The sequence below is a fragment of the Luteolibacter flavescens genome (assembly GCF_025950085.1).
Classification (GTDB): Bacteria; Verrucomicrobiota; Verrucomicrobiia; order Verrucomicrobiales; family Akkermansiaceae; genus Haloferula; species Haloferula flavescens.
This window is the reverse complement of sequence record NZ_JAPDDS010000008.1, coordinates 85026-108260: the sequence shown is the minus strand read 5'-3', so window position 1 is coordinate 108260 and position 23235 is coordinate 85026. Positions and strand designations below refer to the sequence as shown.

At 65.5% G+C, this 23235-nt stretch carries 17 protein-coding genes; 12 read left to right on the top strand and 5 right to left on the bottom strand.

The features are described from left to right. Position 1 precedes the first annotated feature (1 nt). The 4 genes from OKA04_RS15175 to OKA04_RS15160 are packed head-to-tail and all read left to right on the top strand — an operon-like array spanning position 2 to position 4992. A complete protein-coding gene (locus tag OKA04_RS15175; protein WP_264502030.1) occupies positions 2-925 on the top strand; it encodes a D-alanine--D-alanine ligase in 924 nt (307 codons plus the stop codon). An 18-nt stretch (positions 926-943) separates the two neighbouring features. Then, positions 944-1915 (top strand): cell division protein FtsQ/DivIB, encoded by a 972-nt coding sequence (locus tag OKA04_RS15170; protein WP_264502029.1) that lies wholly within the window; start codon positions 944-946, stop codon positions 1913-1915. Positions 1916-1923: 8 nt separating this feature from the next. Continuing rightward, the gene (gene ftsA, locus OKA04_RS15165; protein WP_264502028.1) at positions 1924-3123 is read left to right on the top strand and encodes a cell division protein FtsA; all 1200 of its coding nucleotides are present in this window, start codon (positions 1924-1926) and stop codon (positions 3121-3123) included. Between the two features lie 33 nt (positions 3124-3156). Continuing rightward, entirely contained in the window at positions 3157-4992 is a 1836-nt protein-coding gene (locus OKA04_RS15160) for a hypothetical protein (protein WP_264502027.1), read from the top strand. A 98-nt stretch (positions 4993-5090) separates the two neighbouring features. Here OKA04_RS15160 and OKA04_RS15155 read toward each other — a convergent pair whose 3' ends face one another. Both OKA04_RS15155 and thrC read right to left on the bottom strand, forming a co-directional pair. Next, positions 5091-6281 (bottom strand): DUF2264 domain-containing protein, encoded by a 1191-nt coding sequence (locus OKA04_RS15155; protein ID WP_264502026.1) that lies wholly within the window; start codon positions 6279-6281, stop codon positions 5091-5093. Between the two features lie 59 nt (positions 6282-6340). Further along, positions 6341-7633, bottom strand: a complete 1293-nt coding sequence (gene thrC / locus OKA04_RS15150; RefSeq protein WP_264502025.1) for a threonine synthase — start codon at positions 7631-7633, stop codon at positions 6341-6343. A 137-nt stretch (positions 7634-7770) separates the two neighbouring features. Here thrC and OKA04_RS15145 point away from each other — a divergent pair, with 137 nt between their 5' ends. Together OKA04_RS15145 and OKA04_RS15140 are read left to right on the top strand one after the other, a co-directional pair. Continuing rightward, positions 7771-8028, top strand: coding sequence for a type II toxin-antitoxin system Phd/YefM family antitoxin (locus OKA04_RS15145; protein WP_264502024.1), 258 nt, complete (start codon positions 7771-7773; stop codon positions 8026-8028). Next, a complete protein-coding gene (locus OKA04_RS15140) occupies positions 8016-8330 on the top strand; it encodes a type II toxin-antitoxin system RelE/ParE family toxin (RefSeq protein WP_264502023.1) in 315 nt (104 codons plus the stop codon). The genes OKA04_RS15145 and OKA04_RS15140 overlap by 13 nt, the downstream gene beginning before the upstream one ends. Positions 8331-8336: 6 nt before the next feature. Here the strand turns inward: OKA04_RS15140 and OKA04_RS15135 are convergent, their stop codons facing one another. Continuing rightward, positions 8337-9299, bottom strand: coding sequence for a homoserine kinase (locus OKA04_RS15135; RefSeq protein ID WP_264502022.1), 963 nt, complete (start codon positions 9297-9299; stop codon positions 8337-8339). Between the two features lie 193 nt (positions 9300-9492). Between OKA04_RS15135 and purE the strand changes: the two genes are divergently transcribed. Then, positions 9493-9993, top strand: coding sequence for a 5-(carboxyamino)imidazole ribonucleotide mutase (gene purE / locus OKA04_RS15130; protein WP_264502168.1), 501 nt, complete (start codon positions 9493-9495; stop codon positions 9991-9993). A 13-nt stretch (positions 9994-10006) separates the two neighbouring features. Next, a complete protein-coding gene (locus OKA04_RS15125; RefSeq protein WP_264502021.1) occupies positions 10007-11161 on the top strand; it encodes a 5-(carboxyamino)imidazole ribonucleotide synthase in 1155 nt (384 codons plus the stop codon). Positions 11162-11269: 108 nt separating this feature from the next. Here OKA04_RS15125 and OKA04_RS15120 read toward each other — a convergent pair whose 3' ends face one another. Next, positions 11270-12136: a GH25 family lysozyme gene (locus OKA04_RS15120; RefSeq protein WP_264502020.1), complete on the bottom strand. Its 867-nt coding sequence runs from the start codon at positions 12134-12136 to the stop codon at positions 11270-11272. A gap of 100 nt (positions 12137-12236) precedes the next feature. On the opposite strand from OKA04_RS15120, the gene OKA04_RS15115 reads away from it, so the two are divergent. The 3 genes from OKA04_RS15115 (at position 12237) to OKA04_RS15105 (ending at position 17112) form a co-directional block, all read left to right on the top strand. After that, entirely contained in the window at positions 12237-13058 is an 822-nt protein-coding gene (locus tag OKA04_RS15115) for an FKBP-type peptidyl-prolyl cis-trans isomerase N-terminal domain-containing protein (protein ID WP_264502019.1), read from the top strand. 151 nt (positions 13059-13209) lie between these two features. After that, positions 13210-14376: a metallophosphoesterase family protein gene (locus OKA04_RS15110; protein WP_264502018.1), complete on the top strand. Its 1167-nt coding sequence runs from the start codon at positions 13210-13212 to the stop codon at positions 14374-14376. A 42-nt stretch (positions 14377-14418) separates the two neighbouring features. Continuing rightward, positions 14419-17112: an AAA family ATPase gene (locus tag OKA04_RS15105; protein ID WP_264502017.1), complete on the top strand. Its 2694-nt coding sequence runs from the start codon at positions 14419-14421 to the stop codon at positions 17110-17112. A gap of 52 nt (positions 17113-17164) precedes the next feature. Here the strand turns inward: OKA04_RS15105 and OKA04_RS15100 are convergent, their stop codons facing one another. Further along, on the bottom strand, positions 17165-18151 hold the full coding sequence (locus OKA04_RS15100) for an AraC family transcriptional regulator (protein ID WP_264502016.1): 987 nt from the start codon (positions 18149-18151) through the stop codon (positions 17165-17167). A 293-nt stretch (positions 18152-18444) separates the two neighbouring features. Here OKA04_RS15100 and OKA04_RS15095 point away from each other — a divergent pair, with 293 nt between their 5' ends. Beyond that, positions 18445-23163, top strand: coding sequence for a glycosyl hydrolase (locus tag OKA04_RS15095; RefSeq protein WP_264502015.1), 4719 nt, complete (start codon positions 18445-18447; stop codon positions 23161-23163). Positions 23164-23235 lie beyond the last annotated feature (72 nt).

Genomic DNA, 23235 nt, shown 5'->3' with positions numbered 1-23235 from the left:
CATGATCGCGAAAGATCTCCTCATCGCCGTCTTGATGGGCGGCCCCGGCTCCGAGCGCGATGTCTCGCTCGCCTCTGGCAATGCCGTGCTCAAGGCGCTGCAGACCGCCGGATACAATGCGGTGCCGGTGGATGTCTCCGGGCCGGATTTCGAGCTGCCTGCCGGCACCGGTCTGGCCTACAACGTGATCCACGGGACCTTCGGCGAGGACGGCCAGCTCCAGCAAATCCTGGAAGACCGCGGCGTGCCCTACACCGGCGCGGGCGTGACCAGCAGCCGCATCGCCTTCGACAAGAATCTCGCGAAGGAGAAATTCCTCGTCGCGGGCGTGCCGACTCCGGCGTCGGAGATCGTGGACGTCTCCGCCGGTCCGAAGCTGCCGACCATTCCCGTGCCCTTCGTGGTGAAGCCGCCGCGCGAGGGATCGAGCGTCGGCGTGACCATCGTGAAGGACGAGGCCCAGGCCATGGCTGCGATGGAGACCGCCGCGAAGTATGGCAATGACATCCTCGTGGAAGCCTTCGTCGAGGGCAAGGAACTCACCGTCGGTATCCTCGAGGACACCGCCATGCCCATCGTCCACATCGCCCCGCGCGATGGCTTCTACGACATGGCGAACAAGTATCCCTGGCTGAGCGGGGGAGTGGGCAGCGACTACTACTGCCCCGCCGATCTCGATGCCGAGACCACGCGCCGAGTGCTGGAAGCCGCGCTCGCCGGTCACCGCTCGCTGGGCGTGGAAGTTTATTCGCGCGTCGATGTCCTGCTGGATGCTGCCGGAAATCCCTTCGTGCTGGAGGCAAACACGATCCCCGGCATGACTGAGACGAGCCTGCTGCCGAAGTCCGCCGCCGCCCAGGGGATCGACTTCACCGCGCTTTGCCTCAAGATCGCCGAACTGTCGCTGGCCCTTCGTTCCCGATAACGAACCCTCCCTCATCCCATGTTCAAGCGCCGCACTTCACGAGTCCATCACCGTCGCCAGGTCATCGAGCTTCAGGCGAAGGTCGTGTCGCCGCGCATCGTTTGGTATAGCGTCCTGAAGAGCCTGCGGAAGATGGTGCGTTTCGCCGTCTTCCTCGCGTTCCTCGGTGCGGCGGCGTGGGGGGTGAAGTACGGCATTGATCGTGGATTGCTGGAGAACGAGAAATTCCAGCTCCAGGCGATCGAGCTGACGCCAAATCCCGCCATCGACGAGCGCCGCCTGGTGCAGGTGGCGGGCATCGATCTGAATGGCAGCCTCTTCGACTGCGATGCCGAGGAGATCGAGGCAAAGCTCCGCGCGCTGCCCGAGCTTGCGACCGTCAGCGTCCGCCGGGAGTTCCCGGGCACCCTGATCGTGCAGGTCACCGCCCGTACCCCGCATGTGTGGGTTTCCTCGCCGTCGCACGGCATTCCCGCCCGCGATCCTCAGGCCGGCCTGCTGGTGGACAAGAAGGGCTTCGCCTTCCACTGCCCGCCGGACATGCGGGACGATGTGTCCGGGCTGCCGGTCTTCGAGCTTGGTGAGGGTGGTGAAGCCCCGGCCGCCGGGAAGCTGGTGGAGCATCCGGAATTCAGCCGCCTCAATCGTCTCTATCAGGTCGCCTGCGGCCGCATCGACCGTGCCGACCAGTGGATCGACACGCTGCGCCAGAGCCGCGCGTGGTCGCTGGAGCTGGTCTCGCACGAGGGGACTCGCGCTTCCTTCGGCCTCGGCGATCACGAGCGCCAGATGAGCGACCTGCATGCCGCGCTGGTGCATGCCCGCGAGCAGGACCAGCACATCGCTTCCATCGAGCTCATCCCCGAGCGGAATATCCCCGTCGTGCTTCACGGTGAAGGTGCACCCCGCGCCATCCTCATCGACGAGCCCGTACCCGTCGCCCCGCCGGACCGCCGGTCCCGCGACCTCCAAAATCTCCTGAATCGCTGAACCTCCCCATGCCTCGCTCGAAGATCCACGTCGGACTAGAAATCGGCACCAGCAAGATCTGCATGGTGGTGGGAGAAGTGAAGTCGGATGGCTCCGTCAAGATCCTCGGCGTCGGCCAGTCGAAGTCCGTCGGCGTGCGGAAGGGCGAGATCTACGACTTCCCTCAGGTCCGCACCTGCCTGAAGGATGCGCTGGTGAAGGCGGAGGATGCCAGCGATGTCGAGATCGGCAGCGTCTATCTCTCTGTCACGGGCTCGCACATCCATGGCGTGAACAATCGTGGCAGCTTCCGCCTGCCGGACGATGAATCGGTCATCGCGCCAGCCCACGTGCAGGAGGCAAAGGAGATCGCCCGTGCCGTGGCGATCCCGGCGGACCACGTTTACCTCCATCACATCATCCGCCGCTTCGGAGTGGATGGCTTCGAGCACGCGACCTCGCCGGTCGGGCTGTCGGGGAAGACGGTCGATGCGGATTTCCACGTGATCCACGGCATCCGCTCGCGGATCGAGAACCAGATCAAGTGCGTCCGCGAGATGCCGCTGGACATCGACGACCTCGTCTTCGCCCCCATCGCCTCCGCGCAGGTGGCGCTCGACCGCGAGTCGAAGGAGCGCGGCGCGCTGGTCATCGACATCGGCGGTGGTACTACGGACTACGTACTTTACCTCGACGGTGCGATCGAGGCCTCCGGCTGCATCCCCGTCGGCGGGGATCACATCACGAACGACATCCACCTCGTGACCGGCCTCGCTTTCTCGAAGGCGGAGACGCTGAAGGTGCGCGAGGGGGATGCCTCCGCGGATCCCGCGCGCTCCGTGGGCATCATCAAGGTGTCCGACGACAAGGGCTTCGCCGAGGCCGAGGTGAAGCGCCAGCTTCTCAACGACATCATCCGCCAGCGCATGGAGGAGACGCTGAAGCTCCTGCTGCGCCGCCTGCCGCACGGGGCGATGGATCGCGTCGGCACGGGTGTCTTCCTGTCCGGCGGCAGCAGCCTCATGCGTGGCTTCGGCGAGTTGGCGCACGATATCTTCAAGCGGGACATCTACCGCCCCGAGCCGCCGGAGCTGAGCGGCGTGCAAGCGAATTTCAAGGACCCCCAGTTCACCACCGCCATCGGCCTGATCCGCTACGCGCAGATCATCGAGGCCGAGCGCGAACCGAAGCGCGGTTTCCTGCGTCGTCTTTGGCCCTTCTCAAAATAACCACATTCCGGCGGCCCGGCCGCCAACCCTGACATGATCGAATTCCCACGCGACCCCCAGAACACCATTCCCTCGTCCTCCGTGAAGATCGTCGGCCTCGGCGGTGCGGGGACCAACATGCTCGACCGGGTGGTCCTCGATGGCATGGACGGAGCCGAGATGCTGGCGGTGAATACCGACATCCGCACGCTCTCCGGCTCGGTCGCCCGCGAGCGCATCCAGCTCGGCCGGAATCTCACCAAGGGCCTCGGCTGCGGTGGCGATCCCGAGCTCGGCCAGCAGGCGATCCTCGAGGCGGAGAGCGAGATCCGCGCCGCACTGAAGGGCCGCAAGATCGTCTTCCTCTGCGTGGGTCTCGGCGGTGGCACGGGCTCCGGCGCGGCTCCCATCATCTGCCGCATCGCGCGGGAAGAGGGCGCTTTCGTCGTGGTCTTCGCCACCATGCCCTTCAGCTTCGAAGGCCGCCGTCGCCGCGACCAGGCGGACACCGCGCTCAACGAGCTGGCGGTGCTTTCGAACGCGCTCGTCACCTTCGACAACACCCGCATGGGCGATCTCGTGCTGGCGAAGCAGGGCATCCACGAGGCCTTCGCCGCCGCGGACCGCATGATCTCCGAGAGCATCAAGGCGGTGATCCGCCTGGTGATCCGTCCGGGTCTGATCAATGTCGGCCTCGATGACCTGATGACCGCGCTGCGCACCACGCGCTCGCGTTGTCTCTTCGGCTCCGGCATCGCCAGCGGCAAGGACCGCGCGCAGAAGGCGCTGCGCAATGCCCTCAACAGCCCGCTGCTCGACCAGGGCGCGCTGCTCCGCGACACCGAGACGGTGCTCGTCCACCTCTGTGGTGGCCAGGATCTCACGCTGTATGAGATCGAGCTGCTGATGCAGAGCCTCTCGAAGTACGTGCCGGACAAGGCTCACGTGCTCTTCGGCGCGGCAGTCGATCCGAGCATGGGCGAGAGCCTGAGCATCACGATGGTGAGCTCGCTGCCGGAAGATCGCCTGCACGCCACGCGCACCGCTCCGATGGAGAGGCCCGCCCTGCTGGAGCCCACCGTGGGTTTTTCCATGGATGAGCCGGAGGAAGAGCCGGAACCCGAGCCTGTAGCCGTGGCCCCGCCGCCGCCAGCCCGCGCTCCGGAGCCCGTGCGTGAAGCCGTCCGCGAGCCCGAGCCGGTGCGTGCGCCGGAACCGGTCCGCGTCGTCGCCGAGCCTGCTCCCGCACCCGTGGTGGAGCCCCTCCCGGTGCAGAAGGCCGAGCCGCCGGCCTCCGTGGCCAAGGCAATCGCCGCCGCCACGCTTTTCGAAGAGTCGAAGCCGGTGGTGGCCGAGTTCACCACGAAGCCGAAGCCTGCACCTTTGCCGGTTGAAGAGGAATCGACCCCTTTCGCCGAGCCCGAGCAATCGCCCTTCACCATTGATCGCGCCGCTCCACAGCGGACCTCCGCACCGGAAGCGTTCGGCGGGTCGATGGAGGAAGTCGTGAGCCTGAAGCCCCAGCCACAGGTGGAGAATGATTTCCCGGACATCAACGATGAGCCGGAGGAAGAAGCTCCCGCTTTCTTCTCGATTGAGGAAGAGGAAGCACCTGCTCCGGAAGAGCCGGTTCATCAGCCCGTCGCCGCGAAGGAAGAGAAGCCGGTGATCTTGCCGGGTGTCTTCGACGATCTCGACGATGTCTTCGCCGGGATGGAAGAGGTGGCTCCGGACAAGCCGGTGGTGCCCGTGAAGGCCCGCGCCGGTGGCAAGGGACAGGGTGAACTCAGCTTCGAAGGCGGTCCGCGCGGCAAGTTCGAAGGTGGCTCGCCAAGTCTCTTCGAAGGCGAGGACCTCGATGTCCCTGCATTCCTCCGCAAGAAGAGCTGAGGAAAGCGAATCTTTTCAAGCCGCGTCGCCTTCCACGAGAGGCCGCGCGGCGATGATGGAAATCACGGAAGCCCGGAGAGATCTCCGGGCTTTCTTTTTTACTTCATGGCCTTGTCCGCCTTCACGTCCTCACCGGCCCAGATGCGCTTCTGCGTCCATGGCTCGGCAGGGGCTGTCCAGAAGGGATCGGTGGCCGGCAGGCCGAGGTGCTGGAGTCCGGCGAGACACAGGTAGAGGCTGCCGGTGGAGATGTAGCCCTCGCGGATCGACGGCTGATGGCCGACCGCGCCGACCTGCAGCCAGCCCTTTTTGTCAAAGGTGCCGGGTGCCTCGATGGTGCGGTGGATCACGGCGGTGAGCGCCCCGCGTGCAGCGGCAGGGGAGACCTCGGACGGCAGCTCCTTTCGCAGCGCCATCATCGAGAGGTGCTGGAAGGCCCCGAAGCGATAGGCGCTGGACCGGCCCATGACCGGGTAGGTGCCCTCCGGGGAAACGAGCCGCTCTTGCACGGCTGCGAAGCGCTTCGCCCGCTCGGTCACCTTTGGCAGGCGTCCGGCGAGCGGATGCTTCTCCGCCTGGCAGGTGTCCAGCACGGTGAGCATCGCGGGCTGGATCACGAAGCTGTTGTAGTAGTCCCAGTGGTAGTCCGGCCCGTCGCCGTAGGTGCCATCGCCGACGTACCACTCCTCGTGCTTGTCGAGCGCGCGCTGGATCGGGGCCATCTCGCATTCGCCCGTCAGCTCCCAGAGCGCGGCCTCCACCAGCGCGGAGAAAAGGAGCCAGTTGCTCTCGTAGGGCTTGATCTTGCGGGTCTCCTTCAGTGCCGCGGCGACGTTCGCCTTCTCCGCGTCCGTCAACGGTGCCCATAGTACTTCCGGCGCATGGAGCAGGGCCTGGGAAAGGAAGGCGGCATCGACCAGCGGTTGCCCGCCATCGGAGAAATTCATCCGGTCCGGCGACGCGGGATCGGTGGCCATGACGAGGGACTTGCGGGAGAGTGCGATGTAGCGGGCGCGCAGCTTTCCCTCAGGGGTCTCGTCCGGTCCGAGTGCCAGCCACGGGGCGATGCCCGCCATGGTGCGGCCGAAGGCCTCGAGGTAGGTCCACCGGGCGCGGTCCGCCTCGCCCGGGCCGAGCGGGAGCTCCTTCCGGAGCCTCCCTTCCGAGAGGGACTCCAGGACGGGCCGGGCGATCCGGTCGAGTGTCTTCACCGTGAACTCCCGGTCCTGCTGGCCCGTCCGGGCGATAGCAGGCAGAGCCATGGCAACGATCAGGAGGAGGCAGCGCATGGCCGGAGCCTGCGGTGCCGCACCTCGTTTGTCGCGAAAAAGCGCCCGGATGCCCGGGCCTATGACAGCCACTGCTTGAAGGCGGCCTCGTCGGCGGGGAGTTGCACGGCCACTTTCTCACGGTCGGCGAGGATGGCGAGGCGCTCGGGGATCTCCACGGAGCCCTTGCCGATTTCCTGCTCCATCACATCGAGGAATTTCGCGGGGTGCGCGGTCTCCAGCGTGATCGTTGCATTGCCGGGATTCGCCGCGCGCCACTTGCGGGCTGCGAGCCAGCCGACCGCGCCGTGCGGGTCGATCTCATACTGGTGAAGCGACTTCACCTCGCGGATCGCCGCGCGCGTCTGATCGTCGGTGAAGGACAGGCCGTCGATCTTCCCGCGCATGCCTTCCCACGAGTTGCCGAAGAGCGCCTGCATGCGGGCGAAATTCGACGGCGCGCCGACGTCCATCGCATTCGAGATGGTGGCCGTGCTGGGGCGGGGCTGGTAATTGCCGCTCTTCAGGTAGGCGGGCACCACGTCGTTGAGATTGGTGGCGGCGACGAATTTCTTCACCGGCAGGCCGAGTTGCACGGCGAGCAGGCCGGCGGTGAGGTTGCCGAAGTTCCCGGACGGAATGACGAAGACCGGATCGACTCCTTCCGGAAGCTGCCGCGCACCGTGAATGTAGTAGAAGCTCTGCGGGACGAGGCGGGAGAGATTGATGGAGTTGGCCGAGGTGAGATTCAGGCGCTCGGACAGCTCGCGATCAAGGAAGGCGGACTTCACCAGCCGCTGGCAATCATCGAAGGTGCCGTCGATTTCCAGCGCGGTGATATTGTCGCCGAGCGTGGTGAGCTGCTTTTCCTGCAGGCCGGAGACCTTGCCCTTCGGGTAGAGGATGATCACCCGTGTGCCCGGCACGCGATGGAAGGCGGAGGCGACCGCGCCGCCGGTATCGCCGGAGGTGGCGACGAGCACGGTGAGCTTGCGATCCTCCCCGCGGACCAGCCAACCCATCAGGCGGGCCATGAAGCGAGCGCCGAAGTCCTTGAAGGCAAGCGTCGGCCCGTGGAAAAGCTCGAGGATGTGATCGCCAGGTGCGAGCGGGATGACGGGGGCATCGAAGGTGACGGTGCCCTCCACGATCTCGCGCAGCGCCGGGGCCGGCACGTCCTCATGGAAGAACGCGTGCGCCACGGCATAGCCGATTTCTTGGAAGGTCAGCTCGCGCCAGATCGACCAGAAGTCCGAGCCCAGCACCGGCAGCACGTCCGGCATGTACAGGCCATTGTCCGGCGGCAGCGAGCGCAGGATCGCTTCCTTCAGATCCACCCGGTGGGCGGGATTGTTGGTGGAGTGGTAGAGCATCGAAGTTCCAAGTAAGAAGTTCCAAGTGCCAGGGATCTGCCCCGGGCAAAGGCTTTTGAATGGAGGCCGGAGAGTCGATGCGAAATCCCGACAACGGGAGAATTGACCGCGGCCAAGTGATACTTTAGTATCACTTCATGAGGAGTGAACTGGTTACGACCTTGAAACGTCGGGCGACAGAGATCATCGATGACTTGGGCGAGCACCAGGAGCCGGTCCTGATTACCCAGCACGGCCAGCCTGCGGCCTATCTGATGAGTGTTGAGTCCTTCTCCCGCATGCAGAAGAAGATGGAGATCCTCGAAGGGATCGCGAGGGGAGAGAAGTCGATTCTGGAAGGCCGGGTAGTCCCCCACCAGGATGCAAAGCGGAGGATGGCTAGATGGCTCGAGTGATCTGGACGGATCCCGCCTTGGAGGATCTGGACGAGATCGCGGATTACATTTCGCTGGATGATCCGGCGGCAGCGAAGCGTTTGGTGCGGCGCGTGTTCGAGCGCGTCGATCATCTCGAGAAGTTTCCTGAGATGGGGGCGTGCCCGATGGAATTGCGTGGCACCGATTACCGACACTTGGTGATTCCTCCGCTCCGGTTGTTCTACCGGGTGGCGGGGGATCTTGTTTTCATCGTGTACGTGATGCGGACGGAAAGGCTATTCCGGCGCGATGATCTCAGCGGGCGGGATCGCGAAGGGTGATTTGGCTCACTTCGGCTTCTTCTCGCTCACCACGTGCACGCCGTGGGGGTTGATCTTCGAGATGTAGACCTGGTTGCCGAGCGGGATGGCGGAGAAGACCTTCGAGATCGCGTCGCCGACTTTCTTCGCGGATTCCTCGCCTTCGCAGAGGGCGAAGACGCTGGGACCGGCTCCGGAGATGGAGAAGCCGAGGGCTCCGGCGGCGAGGGCGGCGCGCTTTGCCTTGTAGAATTCCGGGATGAGCTTCTGGCGGCGCGGCTCGGCGATCACGTCGTGGATCGACCGGGAAATCAGGCCGTAGTCTTCCTGGATGATACCGCAGAGCAGGCCGCCGAGATTCCCGATCTGCTGGGTGGCATTCACGAGCGGGATGTCCTTTGGCAGGATCTCGCGCGCGACCTTCGTCAGCACCTCGATGTCCGGATGCACCACTGCTGCCCAGAGGTTTTTCGGCGCGGGGAGCTGGGCGACGTCGAGCTCGTCATTGCTGCGGATGAAGACGATGCCGCCGAGCAGACAGGGGCCGACATTGTCCGCGTGCCACGCGCCGTCCGCCGAGGCCTCGCCGGCCATGGCGAAGGGGAGAAGCTGCTTCTTCGAAAGAGGTTCGCCGATGAGGTAGTTCACCGCATACGCCCCGGCCACCGCGGACGCGGCGGAGGAGCCGAGGCCGGAGCCGAAGGGCATCTTCTTGTGGATCTCCATCTCGATGCCGCGGTCGGTCATGCCGAGGTGGCGGAGCAGGTCGAGCGCGGCCACGCCAGCGGTGTTTTTCTCCGGATTCTTCGGCAGCTTGCCGTCGTCACCGGTAATGGCGGTAATGTGAAGGCCGGGCTTGTCGCAGTGACGGACGACGATTTCGTCCCCGGGGGCGTCGATGGCGAATCCGAGCACGTCGTAGCCGCAGGCGACATTGGCGACGGTGGCGGGCGCGAAAACGCGGACTTCCTGGATGGCTTCCTTCAGCATGAGCGGGGCGGAGGTAGCAGCGCAGGGCGGGCAGGGCGAGGGTGAATCGGGTCAGCAGCGAAAGACCCAAGATTGGAAGACGCAGGACACAAGACCCGCAGCACCCGCAGAGGGCCGGTGAGTTCCAACGGAGGCTGTTTTGCAGGGAATCAAGTCTTGCGTCTTGTGTCTTCCAGTCTTGAGTCTCTCGCCCATGCAGGTCGGCATCATCATGGGGAGCACGTCGGATTGGCCGACGATGGAGCACGCCGCGCGCACGTTGGAGGACTTCGGCGTGGCGTGGGAAGCGGAGGTCGTCAGCGCCCACCGCACCCCGGACAAGCTTTTCTCCTACGCGACCGAGGCCCGTGGACGCGGCCTGAAGTGCATCATCGCCGGGGCTGGCGGTGCGGCCCACCTGCCCGGCATGACCGCGGCCATCACGGATCTGCCGGTGCTCGGCGTGCCGGTGGAGTCGCATGCGCTGAAGGGCATGGATTCGCTGCTTTCCATCGTGCAGATGCCCGGCGGAATTCCCACGGCCACCTTCGCCATCGGCAAGGCCGGGGCGATCAATGCCGCGCTCTTCGCCATCGCCATGCTTGCCGGAGAGGACGCCGCGCTGCTGGAGAAGCTGCAGGCCTTCCGCAAGAAGCAGAACGAGACGGTGAAGGCTGCGGAACTTCCCGCATTGGCAGACCTGAACCACGGATGATCTTATCCCCGCAGTGACTGCTCCCATCATTCCCCCGGGCTCGGTGCTCGGCATCCTCGGCGGCGGCCAGCTTGGCCGCATGTTCTGCATGTCCGCGCGCCGGATGGGCTACCGGACGCTGGTCTGGACCGGCGGTCTGGAGGCTCCGGCCATGGTCGTGGCGGACGAGGCGATCGACCTGCCCTTCGACTCCGCGGAGGCGCTGGAGCAGTTCGTTTCAAAGGCCGCCGTCGCAACCGTGGAGTTCGAGAATATCCCGCGCGAGACGATGGAAGCCGTGGCGGCGAAGATCGCCCTGCACCCCTCGCCAAATGCCGTGGCGATCTGCCAGCATCGCGAGCGCGAGAAGAATTTCCTGAAGCAGCACGGCATCCCGTGCGCGCCCTTCGCCGTGGTGGCTTCCGCCGATGAATTGTCCGCAGCGGTCGCCGAGATCGGCACGCCCGCCGTCTTGAAGACCGCGGCATTCGGCTACGATGGCAAAGGCCAGCAAAAGCTCACCGGCGAGGAGGATCTTGCGGAAGTGTGGGCGAATTTCGGCACCGACCGCGCGGTCCTGGAAGCCTTCATCCCCTTCGAGCGCGAGCTCTCCGTGATGGTCGCCCGCTCGTCGAACGGCTCCGTGGTCGCCTACGATCCGGCGGAGAACCGCCATCGCCATCATATCCTCGATGTCTCCATCGTCCCGGCCCGCGTGAGTCCGGCGGTGTCGGCGGAGGCAAAGGTGATCGCCTGTCAGGTGGCCGAGGCGCTGGGCTATCATGGCATCATGGGTGTGGAATTCTTCCACCTGCCCGATGGCTCGCTGCTGGTGAATGAAATGGCCCCACGCCCGCACAATTCCGGCCACCACACGCTGGATGCATGCGCGACTTCGCAATTCGAGCAGCAGGTGCGCGTCATCTGCGGCCTGCCCGCAGGCTCGCCGAAGCTGCTGTCTCCGGTGGTGATGCTGAATCTCCTCGGCGACATGTGGCCGGACGAACTGGAGGCACCGGACTGGACGCCGCTCTTCGCCGATGGCTCCGCATTCCTCCACCTCTACGGCAAGCGCCGCGCCATCGGCCGCCGGAAAATGGGCCACGCGAATTTCCTCGGGGCAAATGTCGATGACGCCCTCGCTCGCGCGGAGGCCATCAAGGCGGATCTCCTGAGAGGCGGGCGGTGAGCAGACCCGGGTGATCCGCCACCCCGGCACCCGCCTCCCGACGAAGACGCCACCTCCAAAGTGCCTCCACTTGGCACTTGGGACTTCCCCACTTGGAACTTTCCTCCTTCACCACCACGCCCAGCCGTGGCGGTTCCAGAAGGCGTGGAGGTCGCCGACGTCGCCTTTGAAAACATTCCGCTCCATCGGGTGCGCCATGTTGCCGAAGTAGCGCGGGCTGCTCCATGAGCCGGTGTTGTAGTGTTTCGGCGCGGAGTGGCCGTTTTGCCAGATCACTCCGCCGTATTGCCACATCGCCCACTGGTCCCAGATGCCGTATTGCTCCATCAGGCCGTCAGGCGTGAGGTTGTTCGATCCCATGGAGCGCTCGGTGCCAGCCGGACTGTAGAGGGCGATCCAATACGGGGAGCGGCGGATGATGGACTTCTGCGCCGGGGTGGCATTGCTGAGGCTGGCGCGGAGCTTCGCGCTGTTTTCCAGATAAGTCACGGGCGTCACGCCGGTGCGCTGCTCCACGCGGCGGATGAATTTCACCAGCCGGTCCGGTGAGGAGGCGGTGTCGAAATCCCCGACGAGCAGGATCTTCCGCGAGGAAATGCCGCGGCTGCGGGCGGTGGCACGCACTCGATCCACAAAGGAATCCGCCTGGAAAGCCGGGTCCTGATCCATGGTGACGAAGTGGTAGGCCCCGAGCAGCATGCCCTGACGGTCGGTGGATTGCAGGAAATCGCCGAATTTGTCGTCCAGCAGCGGTCCCTTCGCCGAGCGGGCGATCAGGCCGTGGGCGCCATTCCGTTTCAGTGCGGAGACGTCGTGCTGAGAATAGCCCTCGCCGCCGCGCTGGCGTTCCTTCGGGTCCCAGCCGGAGACATTCAGCACGGCGGGCGAGTCGGAGACGCTGGTGCCGCCGAAGCCGCCACCCCCGCAGGAGGAGAGAAGGAGGGCCGCCAGCAGGAAAAGGGCAGGGGTTTTCATGCCGCAGCGAAGCATGCCGCGGCGGGCCGTGTCGAGGGGGCACTCGCCGCAAAGGCGTCGCTCGACAAGTCGGAATTCCGCCCCTAGCGTCCGCGCCGCAATGAAATTCCACCTCACTCCCGGCGTGCTGGCTTTCGGCCTCGCCACCCTGATCCCGGCGGCCGCCCAGAACGAAGCGCCCGCGGAGAAACCCGCCGAGGCTCCGGCCGCACCGGCCGCGCCGATCGACCCCGCAAAGGTGAAGACCCAGTCCTCCTACGGTCTGGGCTTCCGCGCTGGCGGTGAATTCGGCCAGCAGTATGGCCAGTTCGGCATCACGCCCGGCGACATCGAGACCGAGTCTTTCGTGAAGGGCTTCATGGCCGCCTTCAAGGGCGACAAGCCGGAAGTCTCCGAGGCGGACCTCCAGGGTGCGATGCAGGCGCTCGGCGAGCTGCTCCAGACCCGCGAAAAGGAAGGTGCCGAGAAGAATCTCGAAGCCGGCAAGAAGTTCCTCGAAGAGAACGGCAAGCGCGAAGGCGTGATCACCACCAAGAGCGGCCTTCAATACGAAGTGCTCGCGAAGGGTGGCGAAGAGAAGTATGTCGCGCCGAAGGAAGGCGAGCCGGAGAAGCAATTCATGGTGAACTACAAGGGCACCCTGATCGACGGCACCGAATTCGACGCCTCCCCGGAAGGCAGCCCGGTGCCGATGGGCATGCAGGTCATCGAAGGCTTCAAGGAAGCCCTCACCACCATGCCGGTGGGCTCGAAGTGGAAGCTCTTCATCCCGAGCGCCATGGCCTACGGCGACCAGCGCCGCAGCGCCGAGATCGCACCGAACAGCGTGCTGATCTTCGAACTCGAGCTCGTGAAGATCCAGGACGCCCCGCAAAACCCGCACGGCGGCCTGCCCTTCCCGATGCCTGGCCAAGGCGAGTAATCGCCAGCCGGATCAGACCGATTTGAAAAACCCGCGGGATTCACTCCCGCGGGTTTTTTCGTGCGGGATGGGAAGGCATCAGCACGAGGAAGGCCGGGAATTCCAAGTGGACTCGATCCCTGGCGGCGGCTAGGGAATGCGAACCCCTCCCATGCCCCTGACATTTCTCCATACGGCCGATTGGCAGCTCGGGAAGCCCTTCTCGTCGGTTCGCGACGATGGCAAGCGCCACCGGCTCCAGCAGGAGAGGCTTCATGCCGTCCAGCGGCTCGCGGGTCTGGTGCAGGAGGCCGGCGCGGCATTCGTCCTGGTCGCGGGGGATGTCTTCGACTCACCGCAGGCGACGAAGGCCACCGTGTCCGCCGCTTGTGCCGCCATCGGGAGCATCGGCGTGCCGGTGCTGGTGATCCCGGGGAATCACGACCACGGTGGTGCGGGGAGCATCTGGGAGCAGGAATTCTTCAAGCGGGAGTGGCAGCAGCTCGCGCCAAATCTCCAGGTGCTGACGTCACCTTCGCCAGTGGTCATGCAGGGTGCGGTGATCTTCCCCGCGCCGCTGCTCCGGCGTCATGAGCCCGGCGACCCCACCGCATGGATCCGCTCCGCCATCGATGACCCGGCCTTGCCTGCTGGGCTTCCGCGCATCGTGTTGGCACACGGGACCATCCAAGGCTTCGGCTCCTCGCAGGATGACGAGGACGAGGTGGCGTCCGTGGCAAACTGGATCGATCTCACGCGGCTTGCGGATGACGGTATCGACTACATCGCGCTGGGCGATTGGCATGGCACGAAGCAGGTCGGGCCGCGCGCCTGGTACAGCGGGACGCCCGAGATCGACCGCTTTCCGAAGGGCGTGGGAAACGACCCCGGACACGTCCTCCGCGTCACCTTGTCGAGGGGAGCCACCCCGCAGGTCGAGACGCTGCGGACCACCGGCTTCTCGTGGAAGGCGATGGACTTCCGGTTTGGCGAGGATGGCGATCTCGATCGCTTCGTGGCGGCGCTCGATGAAGAGATCGGCACCCGTGGCGATGCTCACCTTCTCTCGCTCCTCGTAGAGGGTTCACTCGGCATCGCCGCGGCGAGCCGGCTGGAGGAGATCCTCGAGTCATGGGATTCGCGGCTGGTGCGGCTGAAGCTTGATAACCGCGTGACGGTGGCACCCTCCGCCGGGGAGATCGGCGAACTTACCCAGCGCGTCTCGGACCCGCTCATCGCGAATGTCGCCGCGCAATTGGTCGCACGCATGGATGGGGATGACGAAGACGCGGCCATCGCCCGGCTAGCGCTGCGCGAACTCCACGCGGCGCTTTCTTGAGTGCGCGGCACCGGAAGAAACGACTCACTCCCCAGCCCTCGGATGCGCCTCATCTCGCTCACTCTCCGCAACTACCGGGTTCATCAGGAACTCACGGTCGCCTTCGATCGCTCGCGCAATCTCATCGGCGGTGCCAATGAGACCGGCAAGAGCACGCTGGCCGAGGCGATTCACCGCGCGCTCTTCCTGCGGGCAAAGACCGGCGGGCGGACGCAGAAGGAAATGGTGTCCACCCGCCACCTCGGTGAGCCGGAGATTTACCTGACATTCGAGGCGGCAGGCAGCACGTGGGAGCTGGAGAAGCGATTCGCAGGAGCGAAGGGCAGCACCCGCCTGACCGCCAGTGGCGCGACCCCGCTGAAGGACGACGAGGCCGAGACACGGCTGGCCGAGCTTCTCAAATCCGAGACCGCGAGCGGCGGCGGTGCGGCGAAACTCCTGCCGACCCTCTGGGCCCATCTCTGGGTGTGGCAGGGCAGCTCCGGCGATGACCCCTCGGGCCACGCCAGCGATCACAAGGACACGCTCGTCCATCGCCTCCAGCAGGACGGGCTGGCCGCCGTGATGCAGTCCGCCACCGACCAACGCGTTCGAGAACACGTCGCCGCCCGTTACGACGAACTTTTCACGGCGACCGGGAAGCTGAAGGCGGGATCGCCGCCCGAGCTTGCACGCGCGCGGCTTGCCGAGGCGGAGGCTTCCCTGAGTCGCGCCCGTGAGATCGCCGGGCGGCTGGAGCAGGCGGCCGCCGAGCATGAGCGATCCGAGCGGGAACTCGCCGAGATCGATCTCATCTTGCCCGGCCTCCGCGAGCAAAAGGTCGTCACGGATGCCAAGCTGTTAGAGGTCGCCGAACTCCGTCGCCAGGAAGAGGCGCGGCAGCACGCTTGGCAGACTGCCGCCACATTGGCGCGCCAGCTTGCAGAGCAGGACGCCGCCATTCGCAAGCTCCACGAGCAGGCGGACCAGTCGCGCGATTCGCTGGGTCCGGCGGAGCGCATGGAGGCGTCGCTTGTCGCCGGGGAAAAGGAAGCCCGCGAACTGAGCCAGTCCGCGGAGACGTCCCAGCGCCAGAGCGCCGACGCGATCCGGACGGCCCGTCTCCGGCATGACTGCGCCGTCGCGTCCATCGCCGTTCTCGAGAAGGCGGCCGACCTTGCACGGCTGACTGCACGCGCCGCGGAGGCGAGCCAGCTTCGCACGGACATCCGCGGTCAGGAGGAAGCGCTTTCCCAACTCCCGGCGATCACCGCCAAGGATCTTGAAGTCTTGCGCCAACTGGATCGCGCCGCCAGCCAGGCCGAGGCCAGCCTCAGCGCGATGGCCACGGGCATCGAACTCATCGCCTCGGATGTCGCCGTGAGCCTCGACGGGCAAGCGCTCGTGCCCGGTGAAGCGCGCACGCTGACCGATACCGGCGAGCTGAAAATCGGTCCCGGTACTCGACTGCGCATCCATCCCGGCGGCGGCATTTCACTCGCCGATGCACGCCTCCGGCTGGAGGCCTCGCGGCGCTCGCTGAAGGATGCGCTGGATCGCCACACGTTGCGGGATCTCGATCAGGCGACCGCCGTGCTCCAACTGCGTCAGACCCTCACCCAGCAGATCGCCCAGCTCGAGATCCGCTGGAAGGCCCTTGGCGGCGAAGTACTGTCGGCGGAACTCACCGCAGCGGGGACCGCGCATGAGGCGGCGAAGTCGGAGCTCGAGCGTCGCCACGCCGCTGCCGGTTCACCGGACTTGCCCGGCAGCCACGACGCCGCGCAGCAGCTCCGCGCCACTCTCCAGCAAACCCTTGATGAGGCGGAGAAGGCCGAGGCCGTCACCCGTCATCATGCGGCCCAGCTTCGCGAGCGCTTTGAAGCGGCAGCCGCCAAGCTCCAGGCCCATGGAGATCAGGCAGCTCAGGCCCGCCAATCCCTGCGCGACCTCGAAACCAAGCTCCGGATCCTTCAGGAAACCCATGGCGATGCCACCGCGCGGGAAGCAGCGCTCGTGAAGGCCCGCGATGCTGAGCAGGCAGCCACCGGATCGCTCGCCGCGACGAAGGCGGCGCTGGTCGCGCTTTCGCCCGATGCATTGGCCGCGGATCTCGACCGCTTCGTCCGCGCCATCGCCCAGCAGGAAGCCCGTCGTCGGGAAGCTGAAAATCTCCGGCTGATCGCCCGCGAACGCCTCACCCTCGACGGCAGCACGGACCCACAGGCAGAGCTGAGCCATGCGCTGGCCCGTCACGTGGCCGCGCTTGAGATCCATGCCTCGCAGCAGCGCCGGGCGAGGGCGATCGAGCAGCTTCACCAGCTCTTTTCCTCCTGCCGGGAAGGCATCGACCGCGCGCTCGTCCAGCCGCTTGCGGATCGCATCACCGGCTACTTGCAGTGCCTCTTCGGTCCGGCCGCGCAGGCGCGTGTGAATGTCTCCGACACCGGCATCGAAGGCTTGGAAATCATCCGCTCCGACGACTCCACCTTCGGCTTCTCCGTCCTCAGTGGCGGCGCACGCGAGCAGGTGGCCGCCGCCGTCCGCCTCGCGCTCGCCGAGATCCTGGCCGCGGATCACGACGGTTGCCTGCCGGTGCTCTTCGACGATGCCTTCGCCTACACCGACCCCGCGCGCATCCAGTCCCTCCAGCGCATGCTCGACCTCGCCGCCCTGCGCGGCCTCCAGGTCATCGTCCTCACCTGCACCCCCGTGGACTACTCCGCCTTCGGCGGGAAGACCATCGGCCTGCGCTGAAAAAAGCGGATTCCCCAGGCGTCGGCGGTGCTGTTAGAGCGGGTCGCCTTGCTCAGCTTCCAGTGGGCGGGCCTTTGGCTCGTTGGAGTTTGGTCCGGTATTCGCCGGGGGTCACGCCGGTGATGCGGTGGAAGACGAGGCGCATTTGTTCGACATTGGTGAAGCCGACGAGCCAGCAGATGTTCTTCACGGGCAGGTCGGTGCGCTCGAGGAAGTGACGGGCACGCGAGCAGCGACAGAGGTGGATCTCATCGAGCAGCGTGTGGCCGCGTGCCGCGCGGAAGCGCCGCTCCAGCGTGCGGCGGTTCACGTCGGCCAGCTCGCACAGTTGGTCCACGGACATTCCGCGGTGGCTGACCGTCCAGATCAGGTTCATGGTGCGGGTGACGAGGTCGTCGTTCGCGGGTGGCGGGGCGATGGTGTCGCCCGGTTTCTCCGGGGCGGGGTGTCTTGCGGATTCGATGCTGAGCGCCACGAGCTTCATGGCGTGCATCGATAGCAGGATCGGATTCTCCAGCGGATTTGCCGTGATGTGATCGATGAACTGGTCGAAGGCGGACGCCAGTTGGCGCGGGCGGGCCGCCGGGCGGATGGCGGTCTTCGGCGTGACAAATCCCTGGCGCAGCAGCCGGTAGGCGCCGGTCCCATTGTAGCAGATCCACCGCTGGTCCAGCCATTGTTGAGGGCCGAGGATCGAGCGATAGCGGTGCCACACTCCGGGGAAGAGGAAGATGAGGGTGGGGGACTTGAACTCCACGATCCCGGTCTCGTCGGACTCGAAGACCCCGTGCGTCCGGTTCGTGAAGACGATGGCGAATTCGGGGAGCACGCGCCCGGATTCCCGCGCGGATGCCTGCAGCGCCGACTCGCGCGACTCGGAGTGCTGGTCGAAGAGATACATGCTGGGATGCTCCCCGTAGGGCAGGTCCGCGTCCGCACCCGCCGGGTCCAGCGTGCGGCCCGCCGTGGTCACGTAGAATCCCCAATCCACCGCCGAATCATCGACGGGCAGGTAGTGATAACGGTTGCGTCCTTTCATGGAGCGGTGCTGTCGAAATTTATCCTTTCGGGAAGCCCCAAGCATTCGCGATGCCGGGAAAACGATCACAGGTGAGTCATACGGAATGTGTCGCAAAATCTGGAGTGAGGAATCGAGCTGGAATCGAAAAATTTCCCGTAATATTCATGTAGATGTTGATTCAAAGGCAGCTATCGACCTTGTCGCAAAGCTTTGAGGGGTGGCGTGGAATCTGGCGTGAAACGCTTTGAACGAGATCATGATGATTCCTAGTATCGGAGCATACCAATGGATAATGTGATCCCTTCGACATCATGATGAATGACTTCTTCAAAAGCCCCATTCTGGCCCTAGCCCTGTGCATGCTCTGCACCGTGCCGATGCCGACCGCGGGTGCGGCGGACGGAATGGTGGAGGGCTTCAAGAATCCGCCGGAGGAGACGAAGCCGTGGACCTTCTGGTACTGGCTGAATGGCAGCTATACCAAGGAAGGCATCACCAAGGATCTCGAGGCGATGGCTTCGGTCGGGATCCGCCGCGCAATGATCGCCTACATCGATGGCGAGGGCGGCGCATCGGGGTCGGTGGACATGTTCACCGAGGAGTGGTACGAGCTGACATTGCATGCCTTCAGCGAAGCGAAGCGGCTTTCCGTCGAGCTCGGTGCTTTCAATAGCCCTGGATGGAGCCAGGCAGGCGGACCGTGGATCACACCGGAGCAATCGATGCGACGGGTGACGTGGAGCGAGAAGGAGATCCAGGGTGGCAGCTTCAGCCAGCTCGTGCGGCCTGTGGATGTGCCAGCGGGGCAAGACATCGCCGTCCTCGCGGTGCCGCGGGTGGAGTCAGTGACGCTCACCGGTGAGAATCCGCAGCGCGCGCCGCTGGCGTCGGCCCGATGGATCTGGCATCCGGAGGACGGCAGCGCCGCGCTCACCTCGGTCCCTGCGGCTATCCGCTATTTCCGGGTGTCCTTCGAGGCCACCCCGGGCTCGCTCGGCTCGGCCACGGTGGATCTCACCGCGGACGATAGCTATACCGTCTCCGTCAATGGCACCCCGGTGGGTCAGGACGGTGTCTGGACCTCCATCGAGAAGTATTCGATCCTGACTCACCTGCGTGCCGGGACCAATACGGTCACCGTCGCGGTGAACAATGCGGCTGCGAGTCCCGCCGGACTCATCGCGAGCGTGGTGTTGAAAAACGCCAGCGGTGCCACGGTCGCCCGCCATGACAGCGGCTCCTCCTGGGAGAGCGCGAAGACTACGGCTGGCGAATGGCTGCCTGCGAATGTGCTGGGTACCATGGGCATCGCCCCGTGGCGTCTTCCCACCACGGCCGGCGGCGTGCTGGAGTTCGCCCGCACCGAGCCATTCACCGCGCGCGGATTGATCGTGCATGGCACGGGCAATACGACGCTCTACGCGGTGAAGAACGGCCAGCGCCAGGTGGTCGCCAGCATCAATGCGAATGGCGGCAGCGCGCAAACGGACTTCCTGCCAAATGGTGCCGAGACCTTCAGCTTCCCGGATGTTACCGCGGACCGCTTCCAGCTCGATCCCGATCCCGGCATCCCGGTCGAGCTGACCTCCTCGCCCACCGTGGCGCAGGTCGTGGAGAAGCAGATGGGCCGCATGCACCCGACGCCGAATCCCTCGTGGGAATCCTACATCTTCCCGGACTCCGTGGAGCCCGGCGATCCGGACTCCGTGATCAAGAGCGAGGGCATCCTCGATCTGACGGAGCATCTCGGCAGCGATGGCGTGCTGACCTGCACCGTGCCGCCCGGCGACTGGACGCTCATGTACTTCGGCATGGTCACCACCGGCACGAAGAACGGCCCCGCTCCGCCGGAAGGCACCGGCCTGGAGGTGGACAAGATGAACCGCACGCACGCGCGCCATCACTTCGACTCGATGATGGGGCAGTTGCTCGACCGCATGACGCCGGACCAAAAGTCCGTCTTCAAGAGCATCACCATGGACAGCTACGAGCGCGGCTCGCAGAACTGGACCGATGGCTTCGACGCCGAGTTCCTGGAGCGCAATGGCTACGATCCCATCCGCATGCTCCCCATCCTCACGGGCCGTGTGCTCGATAGCGCGGGTGCTTCCGATCAATTCCTGTGGGACATGCGGCGCACGGTGGCCGACATGATCGCGGAAAATTTCGTCGGCGGTCTCAGCGAGGTCGCCCGCGAGAACGGCCTCACCTTGTGGTGCGAAAATTACGGGCACTGGGGCTATCCCGGTGAGTTCCTCGTTTACGGCGGACACGCGGACGCGATCGCCGGTGAGTTCTGGACTTCAGGCAATGACCTGGGACCACTGGAGTGCCGCGCCGCCAGCTCGGCAGCGCACATCTATGGGAAGCAGCGAGTGTATGCGGAGGCCTTCACCAGCAGCTTCAGCACCGAGCACCATCCCTACACGATCAAGGCGCGCGGCGAGGAGATGTTCACCCATGGCATCAATCACTTCGTCCTGCACGTCTATGTCCAGCAGCCTGCGGATGGCGAGCCGGGGAACAACCCGTGGTTTGGCACTGCCTTTCACCGGAATACCCCGTGGTTCGTCCAGGGCCGCGACTGGGTGAAGTACCTGCAGCGCTGCCACTACATGCTGCAGGAAGGCGAGCCCGCCGCGGACGTCGCCGTCTACATCGGCGACCACGCGCCGCAGATGACGGGCCCTGCGAATCCGGTGCCCGCCGGCTATGACTTCGACTACATGGGCTCGGACGCGATCCTGCGGAAGCTCCACATCGTGGATGGCGACTGGGTGGTCTATGACGAGAGCGATCCGGCCCGCATCTCCGCACGATGGAAGTTCCTCGCTCTGCCTGCCGGGCTCGGTCACATGCGCCCGCAGATCCGTCAGCGTCTCGACGAGCTGATCCAGCAGGGAGGCAAGATCTTCACCGGCGTGCCGCTTTCCGCGAATACCCTCGCCGCCGCCGGGGTGAAGCCGATGCTCTCGGATGCCTCGGCCACGCTCCGCTGGAAGGCTCGCAAGCTGGACGAGGGGATGCAGTACTTCGTCTGCAACTTCGGCACCACGGGTCCCTTCACGGCCACTTTCCGGGTGACGGGGAAAGTTCCGGAGCTATTCAATCCGGTGACGGGCGAGGTGACTCCTCTCGCGAGATACGAGGCGGTGGATGGCGGCACGCGCGTGACCTTCGACGTGAGGGATCGTGCGGACGCGTTCTTCCTCGTCTTCCGCAAGGCAGCGGAGCAGCCCTCCGTGACCGCGGTCAGCGGCCCGGTCTCACCGCTGAAGCTGTCCTACGACGCTGAGGACCGGCTTGTCGCGGAGAGCGGCAGCGCCGGCATCTACAATCTCGCCATGAGCGATGGCACGGATCGCCAGGTGAATATCGGCCAGGGCTCGCAGAGCTTCACGATTCCCGGCGCTTGGCAGAGCACCTTGCAGAATGGCAAGGCCTCGTCCGTGGTGAAGCAGAATACCTTCACGCTGCCCGCCGGATTTGGCACCGGCAAGCGGGTGACCCTGGACCTCGGAGCCGTGTCGGTGATGGCGAAGGTGACGCTGAATGGCCACACCTACGACACGCTGTGGATGCCGCCGTATTCGCTCGATGTCACCGATGCGCTCCAGCCCGGGGCGAATGAAGTGCAGGTGTTGCTGACCGGCACCGCTGGGGGCACCGCCTCCATGGGTCAGGAGGTGACGCTGAGGACCTCGGTGCGCACGGTGGTGGACGATGCCGCGATGCGCTTGAACAGCCTGTCTCCGCAACGCGATGCGACGGGAGTGCCCCGGGGCGGAAACCTGGTGATGAGATTTGACCGGAAGATCGTCGCCGGAAGCGGCAGGATCGTCCTGGTGCGCTCCGGCGATGGTGTGGAGGTGGAGGCCTTCGACGTCACGTCTTCGGCGAGGCTCCGGTTCACCGGCAGCACCCTGGTGATCGATCCCACGGCTGATCTGGCGGACGAGCAGACCTATCACGTGCTGGTTGATGGCGGTGCGATCACCGGGGCCTCTGGCGAGGCATTCGGCGGCATTGCGGACAAGGCGACGTGGAGCTTCTCCACGCATGAGAGGACGTCGATCCACATCACCGAACCGGGCTTCGAAGGCGCACGCGCGCTCGGCGGCTGGGTGCCCGGCGGCATCCCGGGCCCGGGCATCAGCACGGCATCCGCGCTCGCCTCGTGGACGAAGGTCGGCACCGGTGCCGGCTACGGCTGGATTGGTGCGGGCCAATACAGCGACCCCATGCCGGATGGTGACATCTACGCCTATGCAAACGGTGGTGACAGCATCCGCCAGACGCTCGCCGAGACGCTACAGGCCGGCACGACCTACTCCCTCGCCGTGGCGACCGGGTGGCGCGCGGATCTGGCTGCGGGACCGTATCCCACCTACCCGGGCTACGGCATTGAGCTCTGGGCCGGTGGCAGCCTGCTGGCTTCTGACTACAGCGCGAATCGCGGCGGCACCGGCAGCGCACCTGCTGCCGGACGGTGGAAGGATGTCCTCGCCGCATTCACCACGGGCGAAAGTCATCCGCAGCTCGGCCAGCCACTCGAGATCCGGCTGCGCGGCTACGGAGTGCAGACGAATTACGACGCCGTCCGCCTCACGAAGCAGGGGACGATCCGCGGGAGTGACTTCGCGTCCTACATGTCAGATCCCGCCTTCGGCCTGCCTCCATCGGCCCAAGGCTTCCTGCTGGACCCGGACTCCGACAACCTGACGAACGGCCTCGAAGCGTGGTTCGGCACCCACCCGAACCAGCCCGGCCCGAGCCTGTCCGGCATTGCCGCAAGTGGAGGTACCTTCACCTTCAGTCATCCGATGAATGAATACCCGCCTGCCGATCTGTTAGGCTCCTACGAGTGGTCGCAGGACCTCATTGACTGGTATCCCGACGGCGCAGGGCCAACCGGCGGCCCCACCGTCAGTTTCAGGTCCCGCATCAGTGGCGGTGTCTGCCACGTCACCGCAACTCCCAGCGAAGTCCTCCCGGAGCTCTTCGTCCGGGTCGTCGTGGTGCAAGGCTGACGCCGGACACCCGCACCTTTCATCAAGACCTGCCCGACCGGCCGGACCCCATGGGTTCCGGCCGCTTTTGTT

Bases quoted from the DNA above. Each gene is read 5' to 3' on its own strand.
- OKA04_RS15175 (WP_264502030.1), top strand. From the start codon at position 2: ATGATCGCGAAAGATCTCCTCATCGCCGTCTTGATGGGCGGCCCCGGC.
- OKA04_RS15170 (WP_264502029.1), top strand. From the start codon at position 944: ATGTTCAAGCGCCGCACTTCACGAGTCCATCACCGTCGCCAGGTCATC.
- ftsA (WP_264502028.1), top strand. From the start codon at position 1,924: ATGCCTCGCTCGAAGATCCACGTCGGACTAGAAATCGGCACCAGCAAG.
- OKA04_RS15160 (WP_264502027.1), top strand. From the start codon at position 3,157: ATGATCGAATTCCCACGCGACCCCCAGAACACCATTCCCTCGTCCTCC.
- OKA04_RS15155 (WP_264502026.1), bottom strand. From the start codon at position 6,281: ATGCGCTGCCTCCTCCTGATCGTTGCCATGGCTCTGCCTGCTATCGCC.
- thrC (WP_264502025.1), bottom strand. From the start codon at position 7,633: ATGCTCTACCACTCCACCAACAATCCCGCCCACCGGGTGGATCTGAAG.
- OKA04_RS15145 (WP_264502024.1), top strand. From the start codon at position 7,771: ATGAGGAGTGAACTGGTTACGACCTTGAAACGTCGGGCGACAGAGATC.
- OKA04_RS15140 (WP_264502023.1), top strand. From the start codon at position 8,016: ATGGCTCGAGTGATCTGGACGGATCCCGCCTTGGAGGATCTGGACGAG.
- OKA04_RS15135 (WP_264502022.1), bottom strand. From the start codon at position 9,299: ATGCTGAAGGAAGCCATCCAGGAAGTCCGCGTTTTCGCGCCCGCCACC.
- purE (WP_264502168.1), top strand. From the start codon at position 9,493: ATGCAGGTCGGCATCATCATGGGGAGCACGTCGGATTGGCCGACGATG.
- OKA04_RS15120 (WP_264502020.1), bottom strand. From the start codon at position 12,136: ATGAAAACCCCTGCCCTTTTCCTGCTGGCGGCCCTCCTTCTCTCCTCC.
- OKA04_RS15115 (WP_264502019.1), top strand. From the start codon at position 12,237: ATGAAATTCCACCTCACTCCCGGCGTGCTGGCTTTCGGCCTCGCCACC.
- OKA04_RS15110 (WP_264502018.1), top strand. From the start codon at position 13,210: ATGCCCCTGACATTTCTCCATACGGCCGATTGGCAGCTCGGGAAGCCC.
- OKA04_RS15105 (WP_264502017.1), top strand. From the start codon at position 14,419: ATGCGCCTCATCTCGCTCACTCTCCGCAACTACCGGGTTCATCAGGAA.
- OKA04_RS15100 (WP_264502016.1), bottom strand. From the start codon at position 18,151: ATGAAAGGACGCAACCGTTATCACTACCTGCCCGTCGATGATTCGGCG.
- OKA04_RS15095 (WP_264502015.1), top strand. From the start codon at position 18,445: ATGATGAATGACTTCTTCAAAAGCCCCATTCTGGCCCTAGCCCTGTGC.